Genomic DNA, 11,981 nt, shown 5'->3' on the forward strand with positions numbered 1-11,981 from the left:
CTTGCGTGGCGATTATATGTGCTGCTTTAAAAATAAAACTTAGCTGTAATTTTAAATGCTGCCCAGTAGTAAGGATGATTGTAAAGCTTTGTTTCTGCTGAGATCTCACCACTTCTATTCAATTCCGTTGCTAAATCTTCCTTAATGATGACTCCTCTTTGAGCTAGTTGATTTCGTAATTGTTCATACCATTGTTTGAATTCGCCAGCAGTCAATTCCTTAAGCCATTGAGTTGCTTCTGCTAAAGCACTGGGTGCTGATTTGTTTTGCTGAAGTCGTCGATAAAACTCTATCATCACAAAAGCACTAGCTGCCGATTCTGTAGCCCACAGCGTACTTAAGACCTGGCTGACTCCTTGAGTGAGAAAAACGCTGACTAAACCGACGTATTCGGTGGTGATATTTTGGTTGCTATTTATCGCTGTTTCGCAACTTGAGAGAGTGATCAAGTTGTAATTCGCAATTGGCTTATTGCAGATTTCTTCTACGGTTAATTTGTCTTCACCAGCTAACACAAATTCTGATTTTTGCGGTTGACTAAAATTGTCAGTTACATAGCCTTGAAAATGAAATATATTGTAATTACCAGATAAAGCAATTTCTAACTGGCTTTTAGAAACTAGTGAGCCTTCGATACGTTGACAACGACTGAACATGAGTCTAATAGCTTCAGATTCGAGTTGAGCAAATTGTCGTGCAGGATCATTTGTACTTTCGGGATGTTCCACAAACAGTAATGGTATTTGCACTTGATGGGGAGGTTGAGATTCCAAAGACAAGCCAATTTGGGCGCTAGGCAGATATGCAAATGTGAAATTATGCGGTTGGAATAACTCTTCATCCCAAGCAGAGGAGATATTGAAAAGGGCGTGGAGCGGAAATCTATGTAAGTCACGGTGGGGAATTAAAATCAGATGAGTGATATCTTCGAGTTCATTGACAATTGTGGAAACATTGAGGATATTTTTTAGATTTAATAGCCTCTGTTCCATATCTGCTTGCCAAGAATGACTACTTTTGTTCGATGCATCATTTGGCTGAAATTGCCGATATTCCGTGTATTGTTGATTCCAATCTTCTAACCAATCTTCAAATTCAACTAAGCGTTGCACCGCTTCGGGTAGAGGCATTTCATCAATAACGGCGACATTCAGGACAGGTGTAAAAATAGGAATCGGTTCTGGAGAGTTGTATTTAATGATGAAGGTGCGTAAGGTACAAGGGCTGATATGCCAGTAGATAATTGCAGTTGTGGGGTTGAGAAGCTGGTGAATTGATCGATAGTTAGGGGAAATAATCTCATCTGTCCAACCAGAAAGAAGCCAGGTTAAACAAGCATTTTTCCCATGTTCCGCGATTTCTAAAGCTTGCGCTATCTCACCGAACTGCACGGCTATATCAACTGCCAACTGTTCAAAAGCTGCATACTTGAGCGCCAACTCTTTTTTTTCTTCATCAGAGGCAGTGGTTTCACTAAGTAAGTATTGCAATAAATCTATAGCGTATTGATGTAATTCTTGGGCTTGCGAAGTTTCGCTCAAACATACAAGCGTTTTGATGAGGTTTTGCAAAACCTCCAGATGTAATTGAGGAAAAGCTTCTGGTGTGATAGTATTGAGGGCTTGATTGTACTCAGCTACGGCTTGGTGCCAATAATAGGAAGGTGTGCTGTGTCTCTTTCCTTGCTCGTAATGTGCATTGCCAAGCGCCAGACGCAATCTGCCCCAACCTTCTGGCTGTGTATCTTGGTGAACATATTTCAATCCTTGCTCGTAGCTTGCCAATTTTCCTTCATAGCCGCGTTGACACAGATCTGGATTTGCTGCAGCTATGGTACTGAAAAAAGTCAGAGGCGAGTCGCTAGAAACTACATTTCCTGCTGCATACCCTCGCCCAATCCAAGCTTCCCAGGTGTCAGGTTTGATTTGCAAAGCGTTGTCATATGAGGCGATCGCTTCTTCAAATCTCTGCAAATAAAATAGCATTACAGCTCGGTTGTACCAAGCTAAGTCAAACTCGGGGTTAATTTCTATAGCTTTATCATAGGAAGCAATTGCCTCTTGATGGTGTCCTAAATTTTCCAATGCGATCGCGCAATTAAACCAGGCTAAGTAGTAGTCCGGTTTGATTTCTAAAGCTTTGTCCCACGATGCGATCGCATCATACCAGCGTCCCAAATTCGCCTCTACCACACCGCGATCAATCCAAACTTCCTGTGAGGCTGGATTGATTTGAGCTGCTTGTTCGTAAGATGCGATCGCATCTTCATGTCGTCCTATTTTACCCAATGCACTTGCTAGAGCGTACCAAGCTTCGTAAAAGTCGCGTTGAATTTCTATTGCTTGCTCTAAGCTTGCTATTGCATCTTCAAATCGTCCTAAATTAGAAAGTTCTACACCTCGGCTGTACCAAGCTAAATCGAAGTCAGGTTGGATTTCTAAGGCTTTCTCAAACGATGCGATCGCATCATTCGTTCGCCCAGCCTGTGCTAACGCCACACCTCGTTGATACCAATTATCTTGGTCTTGGGGTTCCAGCATCACTGCTTGGTCGTAACTGGCAACTGCTTCCAATGGACGCCCTAACTTTTGCAACGCCATACCCCGACTAGACCAAGCATCGGGATAATTAAACTTAATCTCTATAGCTGTATCAAAGCAGAAGATGGCATCTTCAAAGCGTCCGATTTCACCGAGTGCCCCGCCTCGATTATACCAAGATTTATAGAAGTCAGGTTTGAGCGCAATTGCAGAGTCGTAAGATGCGATCGCCTCTGAAAAATGCCCTAAATAAAATAATGTTAACCCCCGGTTAAACCAATATTCATGCGAGTTGGGGTTAATTTCTATCGCTTTGTCATAAGATGCAATTGCTCCAGATAAATCACCTGTTTTTGCTTGCTTAAGACCAGTGTAAAACCATCCTTCTGCTTGTTCAAAAGGAGTCTGCTGTCGTTGATTGCTAAGCGCATTCGTCTTAACTGGTGCTTCGCTTTGAATTCCTAGCCCAGAAGCCAGCTGCTGAACTAAACTGCTACTCTGGTCTAACCTGACTAACAATTCATCCAACGTTACAGCTACGGGTGGCAATAAATCCGAAGGCTCAGGTAATATAGGAGCTTCAGATGTGACTGCTTGAATTTCTTTTGCTACTCGAGATTCTTCTTCCTCTTGCTCAACCGGAGTTTCTACAGGTGATGCTGTGGTTTGGGCATCTGGTCCATCGTATTCCCATATCAATTCCTCTCGATGATTGGTATACTCTTGCTGTGGAGAGTTTGAAACAGGTGCAGGCATAGTCGTTTCTGTTTCATGCCTGCCTTTATTGTCTGAATACTCTTTGCCGCTTTTTGGTGTCAACCCTTCTTGTATTGCGATCAGCGGGGTTGCAGGAGTGATACTTTCTGTATCTTGTGCGTCGTCTTTTTCCCAATACGCATCGCCCAAGTTTCGCGTCAACAACCGTAATCCAATGTCGTACGATAAATCTCCAATTGTCCCGATATCCAGTTCGCCTAGCTGTACCATGCGTTCTGCTAATTGAATATTTGGTGCAGGAGATATCAACAATTTCTCGCCAAAATCCAGCAGCCAATCTATCCAGCGCTCAACAGAGATCCGGTGTTCCATTCTTTGGATGTATTTGAGCGCCCACTGTTGCCCTCTTGCCTGATGCACACCTTCTAGCAGCTGAGTAAACAAATATTCCAAATCCGCATTTGTCAGCTCAGGTGGAGATTCCACCTTCTGTTCCGCTGTAGGATACATAGAACGAGTCTGCTTTTTCCTAAAGAGGAATCTGAAAAACTTGTTAAGCCACTTTACTAGCCGCTTGAGCATTTCGGACACTATTGGAGGTTGTTCATCATAAGATTTTAGCGATCACAGTGTTAAAAAAGTTATGAGTTACCCAAAAACCTCACATAACCATATGGGCAATTGATCGTATGTTTGGAAAACCAACAGCATACTAACAGCCCTATGAAACAAGGTTGTTTGTCATTCACAACAGTTTTACATAAAAAAAGGAACCAACGTCTGTCTAATAATGTATAGTACTATACATTATAGTAGGAAAAATTAGGTATTGAATTATGGTTCTGTTTGATTGCTACTCGATTCATTAGCAGCATGGAACTGATTCAGCAAAGCCTGGATAATAACTTGTGGATCTTCAGTCTCAATTCCCATTTGCTCAGAAATCTGGTTGCGTAAGTTCTCATCTTCCTGCAATAGCACAAGCAACTGATCTAACGTGATGGTTTGGTATTCTCCTTCTGGAAGGTTTTCTACTTCCATCACTTCGGCTTGGTTGTCAAAAGTTTCTGCAGGTGCAGGGATTTGCTTTTCTGCATCTGGTCCTTCATATTCCCATATTGGCTCGCCGCCTAGGCGCGTTAACAATTGCATCCCAATATCATAGGCAACGTCTCCAACTTCTCCAACCTCCAACTCACCTAGTTGTACCATTCGGGAGGCTAGTTCATTATTGGGTGTAGGTGCTGCTAGCAATCTTTCGCCAAAACGCTGCAACCACTCCACCCAACGTTGAGTTGAAACACGATGTTCAATATTATCCAGCCATTTCTGCGCCCATGCTTGCCCTCGTGCCTGATGTACGCCTTCTAAGAGTTCTGTAAACAGAAATTCCAGATCCGTATCGGTAAGGGGTGGAGGCGGTTCTTTTTGAACATACGCCCCTGATTTGGCTAGAGTTTGGTTTTTGCCAAACAAGCGTTGAAAAAACTTTTTGAGCCATTGAATTAACCGCTTGAGCATCTCCCGCACCCGTAAGTGTTGGTGTTTACCATAAGATTGTAGCGGTGTCTTACGCGTCTGGGCACTGCACCATTGGGCTACTCAATTAAATAGGATGTAAATAAGATGTACACATGGAAACTTTTCCGTCAATAGTACGACATAAATATTTGCATAAAGAGAAAAATATCTTTAAACCATACACTGTTCCTTTATGGTAATTTTGTACTATAAAAAGTGAATTATCAATGTTTAAAGTGACTGTGTGTGTTTAAAATGGTTTCATCCCAAATTCGGTTGGGTGCTAGTTATTAACCCTCAGAGGGATTGACATTTCCAAATCCATGTCTTATGAACCCCTGCACCACAAGTATCGCCCAAAAAATTTTGCTGAACTAGTGGGGCAAGAGGCGATCGCTACCACCCTGACCAATGCTATCCGTGCTGCCAAAATTGCCCCCGCATACCTGTTCACTGGTCCTAGAGGTACGGGCAAAACCTCCAGCGCTCGTATTTTGGCAAAATCACTTAATTGTGTAAATAGTGACAAACCTACGCCTCAACCCTGCGGCATATGTGATGTATGTCAGGGAATCACCAAAGGCTATTCTTTAGATGTTATTGAAATTGACGCTGCAAGTAACACTGGTGTCGATAATATCCGCGAGATTATAGAAAGAGCGCAATATGCTCCGATTCAGTGTCGGTATAAGGTTTATGTTATTGATGAATGTTTAACTGGGGATTCTCAAGTTTTAACCAGTGAAGGTCTTGTCAGAATTGACGATCCCAAGATTAAAGGTAAACAGGTTCTTAGCTATAACGACTCTACAGGACAGTGGGAATTCAAGAAAGTTCTCAGGTGGTTAGACCAGGGAGAACGTGAAACGCTGGTTATAAAAACAACTAACCGTGAAATCAGATGTACGGGCAACCATTTGATCAGGACAGAGCGGGGATGGATAGCAGCAAGAAACGTAAAAGAAGGAATGAGGATACTATCCCCTGTGAATGTGGATGCGGTACCCTCATTTACAAATTTGGAATCGATGGGCGTATCCGGAGGTTTGTACCTGGACACCAGTTCACGGGGAATACATACGGCAAAAAATCATACGATTTGGAATCCATTCTTAAGCAAGCAGAATGACTCCGTCCCCTATGTGCCTGTGGTTGTGGGGAGAAGCTTGATATCCCGGCATTTTTACAACAAAAAGGCAAAGGACTTGGCAGCATCCAGTCTCACTGGAAAAGACATCCATACAAAAAAGGGCACAGAATTTGGGAACTTAGAACAGAAAATTTCCTTGCCAATGCCGAAATTTTCTCAACAGAAACACTCGGACTTCTTTACGGAACGCTACTGGGGGATTGTTCCATCAGTTAGCCAAATAAATTTAGTAGATTCCCTAGATTGGCTTTCGGACATGGAAAGCAGCAGCAAGAATGGTTGGAATACAAATCCCATCGCCTTGCAGTACTCCGACCAAAACTTTTCTCAGCACCTAACAGGGGATACGGCTTTGGAAAAATGGCGGTCTATTGCAACACATCCTGCCATCCCCAACTCAAGGAAGTTTTTGACATCGTCAAACCCAATGGGGATAAAAAACGGGTTTCCATGGAGTGGATCAATCGAGTTACCCCAGAAGGACTTGCTTGGTGGTTTATGGATGATGGTTCACTCAGTTTTACCACTTCAGGAAGTCCAAGGATTAAATTACATACAGAGGGATTTTGTACCGAAGAAAATCAAATCCTTAGCAATTGGCTTGCCGCAATGGGGTATTCAACAACAAAAGTTAATAGCAGAAGTAACGGAGACAAGACATACTGCTACATCAACTTGGGTGCAAGCAGCAAAAAATGGATTTCCGACCTTCAAATATATTCAATTCCAGCAATGGATTACAAGTTTAGAAACTGTTGAATCTGTTCGTCTCGGTGAAATTGAGCGAGTCTATGACATCGAAGTTGAGGATAATCATAACTTTGTAGCTAACGGGCTTTCCTTGCATAACTGCCACATGCTCAGTACGGCAGCGTTCAACGCGCTACTGAAGACGCTCGAAGAACCACCGAAACACGTTGTCTTTGTACTGGCGACGACTGACCCGCAACGAGTCTTACCTACGATTATTTCCCGGTGTCAACGCTTCGACTTTCGCCGAATAGATTTAGAAGCGATGGCGATGCATTTAAGTTATATCGCTTACAAAGAAAATATTAATATTACTCCAGAATCGATCACACTGATAGCGCAAATTGCTCAAGGCGGATTACGCGATGCAGAAAGCCTCCTTGACCAGTTAAGTTTATTGTCAGGTGAAGTCACACCAGACAGAGTTTGGGATTTGGTCGGTTCGGTAAGCGAACGCGATTTGCTTTTTTTGTTAAATGCGATCGCCTCTGACAACCCCGAAGCTGTTCTAGACTGCACTCGAAAAATTCTGGATTCCGGTCGCGAACCTCTAATTATTCTCCAGAATTTCGCAGGATTTTACCGAGATTTACTGATAGCTAAAACTGCATCTCGTCGCAACGATTTGGTTGCTTGCACTCCTCAAACTTGGGAAGCGCTGATTGATTTTGCCCAAGAGTTTGACATAAGTACAATTTTGGCGGGACAACAACACTTGCGAACCGCTGAAGTGCAATTGAAAAACACTACACAACCCCGTTTGTGGTTAGAGGTTACATTGCTGGGATTGTTACCCTCAGCGAATATCCCTGTTCAGCAAAATGGTAGAGGCGCAGTTTTCACACCTAGAGTTTCACCACCTCCAATGCCACCACCTGTAGGAAAAGGTGAACAAACGCCAGTTGCAAGCCGTGAGACACCTTCCGTATCAGCACCAGAAAACAACCTGAGAACAACTGAATTCGTTTCAAAAACTGTAGAAGAAGAAGTAAAAAACCACCAAACACATAACTCATCACAAACTCCCACTGTTCCTACTCCCTCATCTCCCTCATCTCCCTCATCTCCCTCATCTCCCCCTCCTCCCTCATCTCCCTCACTCCCTCACTCCCTCACTCCCTCATCTCCCTCTCCTCCCCCTAAAGTAGAAGCCGTATCCTCAGTACCCCAAACACAGGAAGTTACTGAGGTAACACAATTTGACTTAACCCAAGTTTGGCAGCAAGTACTTGCTAATCTCCAGCCGATTTCGAGGCGAGAATTACTGCGCCAAATGTGCCATCTTATAGAATTTGATGGTGCTGTAGCCCGTGTTGCCATTAAACAAGCATGGTATAAAAAAGTCCAATCAGATCAACCTAAAATTGCCGCAGCGTTTAAGGAAACTTTCAAGTGTGACGTCAAGATAAATCTGGAATTGGCAACCGCATCAACTTCTATCCCTGCGAAGACTTCTCCTGCTCAAAACAAGCCTGTCACTCCTGCGAGTTACGAACCTCCTCGTGCGCCTTCTCCTGAAGTTCCTAAATCAACGGAAACACCTCCGACAACAACTTCAAATGCGACGAATAATGGTAAGGTACCTACTTCAGACACCAGCGATTGCCCAGAGGGCAGTGGCAAAGCCAATCGCAGTGCTACACCTTCCCCACCCCAACCTCAAGCTTCCACAGAACATTGGGAAGTTGATGAAGTCGCAGCCGCGGCTCAACGTTTGGCACAATTCTTCGATGGAGAAATCATCCGATTTACAGATGACACAGAACGACAAAACTTAACAAGCATATCTGAGTGGGAAGATGATTCAGACGCTGAAGATGAATTTTAACCGGGAGTGGGGACTGGGGACGCTTGGATTGGGGAGTGGGAACTGGGGAAGATGTTCTTACAGGATTTCGGCGGGGTTTGAATCCCCGTCTATAATCCTCCCAATACCCAATCCCTAATCCCTAATCCAAGCGTCCCCAATACCGGCACCGGCAATTCTTCCCCAGCCTATAAAGGGATAGAGACTTCTTGCCGCGATCTTATTAAACAAAATAAAAGAGAGAAGATAAAAAAATCTGCTCTCTTCATTCTTCTCTCTTCATTTTTTATTCTTTACCTTGATGCACAGTTTTGATCCATTTCAGGCGCTTTGGTCGCACTGACATTCGGGCTGTGGTGCTACTGATGACCACAATCCAGTGGAACATATATAAAGCGCCACGCAAGGTCTGAAGCAGTAGGACAAGATAAGTGGATAATTTGAATTCCTTTTGTTGACGTATCCGCCGCAGACCTGCGAACATCCCCGCCATTGATACCGTCACCGTCAAACCAGTTACTGGGCTTAAAATTGGTGGACGATGTCGGGCGATCGCCATCAATAAATCTGGTACTGCCGCTGTGGGTAAGATGTACTGGAGCAGGATAAAGAATATGAATAAATTCAAGGTTTTGCGGGTTCCCATGCGGTTTTTGAGAATCAGATCCCAGTAATCCAAATACCGCTGATATCCGCCTTCTGCCCAACGGCTGCGCTGATGCCAGAGGGCGATCGCATTTGTCACGCCTTCTTCCTCTACCGCTGGGTTGAACACGCACTCAATATCCCACTTATCTAGATGCAAGCGTAATGCCAAGTCTAGATCATCGGTAATTGTTTCCTCATTCCAGCCGCCGCAACGCAAGAGCGCTTCTCGCCGGACAAACTGACCGTTACCCCGCAGTTCGCCAATACCGCCTGCTGCTGTCCTTTGATGCTGCAGAAAAGTATCGACTGCCATTTCTGCGGCTTGACCTTTTGTCCAGAAATTTTCATTGGCATTGGCGATCGCCTTTCGCACTTGCACTGCGCCCACATTTTCCCGTTGAAACAACGGTATGACACGCACTAGCAAGTCCGATGACACTTGGGCATCGGCATCAAACACCGCCAAAATTTCCCCTTTTGTCAGCCCTAGCACCTGATTCAACGCTCCTGATTTTCCTCCGCCTGCTTCTGGCTTTCGCCGCAGTATCTTGAGTTTGTCGTATTCCTGCGCTAGTTCTGCCAACAACTGGGGCGTCCTGTCGGTGCTGTTATCATCAATCACCCATACTTCATATTGTCCTTCTGGGTATTCTAGATTACAAAGGTTTTTGACTAATCTACCAATGACTGCCTCTTCATTTTTAGCTGCCACCAACACTGATACAGATGGCAAATCTTCCTGGATTTGCTCGTTCATGCGTTTTGGTCGAGCAAATACCACCACTAGGACGTGAATGCCTATGATGGTCGTCAGCCCTAGTACGAACAGAGTTCCCCAGGAAACCAAATGCAGTGCAATTGTGCCACTCCAGACCATTGTCAAAACTAGAGCGGCTTTGCGTCTACGACCTTGAAAGCGGGATGGAAGAGACACGCTTGTGAATGTCTCCTCCTCTAACTCTTCTTCTGACTCCTCTTGTGAGATAGAGAGGTCAGAAAATAACGAGTTGAGCGGATCAAGCTCGTTGTAAGAATCGTTGTCGGGCCAGGAATTCGCTGGCATAGGTTACCTGATTCAACCACCAGTATTTGTCTACACCCATAAAGAAGCTGGGTATTAAGTAACACCAAACAGTGCAACCTTCACATACCTTGAGTTTACCTTGAGATTGGCGGTATTTGTCTACCTCCTCAGACTCACGATAAAGCTCGTACAGTCGCCCATTAATGGGAATTCCCGTTTGGGCGAAGTGGTAGCAAGGTAGCAGCAGCTCGTCGTTGGGAGAAATAGCAATAACGGCATCTACCGCCTTACAACGGGGATTTTTAGTATTATTTCCCCCAGCTTCAATAAAAGCGAGTGCAGCCCTATTGTACCCGACATTGTTATATTTCTTTGCAGTTCCTTCAATTGCTGCTACCATTTCCGCCGTGGGATTCTTATTCGAGTTGTAGTGTTCGTGTGCTGTAAAGGCTGGGTTCAGCCAAACCCGAACACCGAGTTTTTTGCCTAATTCTCCCACTTCGTCAATGCGATGGTAATTCTGGGCGGTGACAGTGTGATTAAGAACTGGGTATTGTCCCAGAGACTTGGCGATCGCCACCGACTCTACCAATGTGTCAAAAATTTTTACTCCTCGCGACTGATCATGAATTTCTGCATCTCCACCATCCAAAGAGAAATTCAAATAGTCTACTAATCCCTGAATTTCTTTGGCTTTCTTCGGATACAGAATTGTATTCGTCGTCATGCTGGTGATAAAACCCTGACGTTTCGCCTCCGTATAAATTTCCCCTACATCATGCCGCAGCAGCGGTTCACCACCTGTAAAGTCCACATACTTGACTCCCAAGCGGCGTAAATCCTCTAAATTATGCTTAATTGTCTGATAATCAGCTTCTTTTCCTGGCTCTAATGACCAAATGTTACAAAAATGGCATCTGGCATTACAGCGGTAAGTCAAGTAGTAATTTGCGACCAGTGGAGCCATAGCGTAAAACCACCTAAGTTTCCTTAAGACATCTTGAAACGGAGTTCACAAAGAGTCAACCAATTACTGCCTCACAGTTCTTGCGTCTAGGTTAAATTAGGTATTCTTCCCTACAAGAACGCAAGAGGGGCGAACGGGCGAGAAGGGAGTAGTCATGAGTTCTTCTCTCTATCACTGTGTCCGCTTGTCTCCCCATCTCCCGCAACAGATGTGTAAACAGAAATTTTTTTGGGAAAACTATTAACATCCCCTAAGCAGCCTAGTTGTCAACTTACTTAAGGAATGTTTAAAGATGGTTTTAGAGCAACTCGAACCCGTTACTCAACAACAAGCAAGCGTCTACTTGCCTTATATTCAAGCTAGCAAACGTAATTTCTTGCGCTATGCGATTAGTCTCTATCAAAAGGGCGCTTTGGAAGGACACCGTAAGATAGAAGGCAGTGATAATATTTCCTTTGTCGCGACTTGGAATGTTGCGACTCTACCCTCAGACTTAACCCGTTGCCGAATGCAGTTTGATGGCAACGCGGAATTAAGCTATGAAGTGATGATGGCAAGCTTTGAGTTTATTAATTTTTTAATTGAACTGATAGAAAATTATAAACGTTACCGCGTAAGCGATTTTTCCCAAGGGTTTTACCGCAAGCTACTGCGTATCGAGGATTGAATTGTACGTTTTCGCAACATAACTACATAAATTGTTGGTTATGGCTGTGCTATACCACTATCAAATAACTTTTTTTGAACTATCAACACTCCTTGCAAGTTGAGCAATCATTCTTATCGTCAACTTGGTTTACAACTTCAATTGCATAGTTCGACCTAAAATGAGTAGAACCTAGCTGAATTGTAAAAAG

At 44.0% G+C, this 11,981-nt stretch carries 6 protein-coding genes; 2 read left to right on the forward strand and 4 right to left on the reverse strand.

Annotated features, from left to right (window positions below):
- Nucleotides 1-26: 26 nt before the first annotated feature.
- Nucleotides 27-3,767 carry a tetratricopeptide repeat protein gene (locus ACM0OZ_RS28730; protein WP_414586248.1) on the reverse strand — a complete coding sequence of 1,247 codons (3,741 nt, stop codon included), beginning with the start codon at nucleotides 3,765-3,767 and terminating at the stop codon, nucleotides 27-29.
- Nucleotides 3,768-4,091: 324 nt separating this feature from the next.
- A complete protein-coding gene (locus ACM0OZ_RS28735; RefSeq protein ID WP_414586249.1) occupies nucleotides 4,092-4,778 on the reverse strand; it encodes a hypothetical protein in 687 nt (228 codons plus the stop codon).
- A 323-nt stretch (nucleotides 4,779-5,101) separates the two neighbouring features.
- Between ACM0OZ_RS28735 and dnaX the strand changes: the two genes are divergently transcribed.
- The gene (gene dnaX / locus ACM0OZ_RS28740; RefSeq protein ID WP_414586250.1) at nucleotides 5,102-8,506 is read left to right on the forward strand and encodes a DNA polymerase III subunit gamma/tau; all 3,405 of its coding nucleotides are present in this window, start codon (nucleotides 5,102-5,104) and stop codon (nucleotides 8,504-8,506) included.
- Nucleotides 8,507-8,771: 265 nt separating this feature from the next.
- Here dnaX and ACM0OZ_RS28745 read toward each other — a convergent pair whose 3' ends face one another.
- Nucleotides 8,772-10,196: a glycosyltransferase gene (locus tag ACM0OZ_RS28745; RefSeq protein WP_414586251.1), complete on the reverse strand. Its 1,425-nt coding sequence runs from the start codon at nucleotides 10,194-10,196 to the stop codon at nucleotides 8,772-8,774.
- Entirely contained in the window at nucleotides 10,150-11,124 is a 975-nt protein-coding gene (locus ACM0OZ_RS28750) for a radical SAM protein (RefSeq protein ID WP_414586252.1), read from the reverse strand. The genes ACM0OZ_RS28745 and ACM0OZ_RS28750 overlap by 47 nt, the downstream gene beginning before the upstream one ends.
- A gap of 292 nt (nucleotides 11,125-11,416) precedes the next feature.
- Here ACM0OZ_RS28750 and ebsA point away from each other — a divergent pair, with 292 nt between their 5' ends.
- Nucleotides 11,417-11,791, forward strand: coding sequence for a type IV pilus biogenesis protein EbsA (gene ebsA / locus ACM0OZ_RS28755; RefSeq protein ID WP_414586253.1), 375 nt, complete (start codon nucleotides 11,417-11,419; stop codon nucleotides 11,789-11,791).
- Nucleotides 11,792-11,981: the final 190 nt, after the last annotated feature.

Source organism: Scytonema sp. PCC 10023 (assembly GCF_963920835.1).
Taxonomy (GTDB): Bacteria; Cyanobacteriota; Cyanobacteriia; order Cyanobacteriales; family Nostocaceae; genus Kalymmatonema.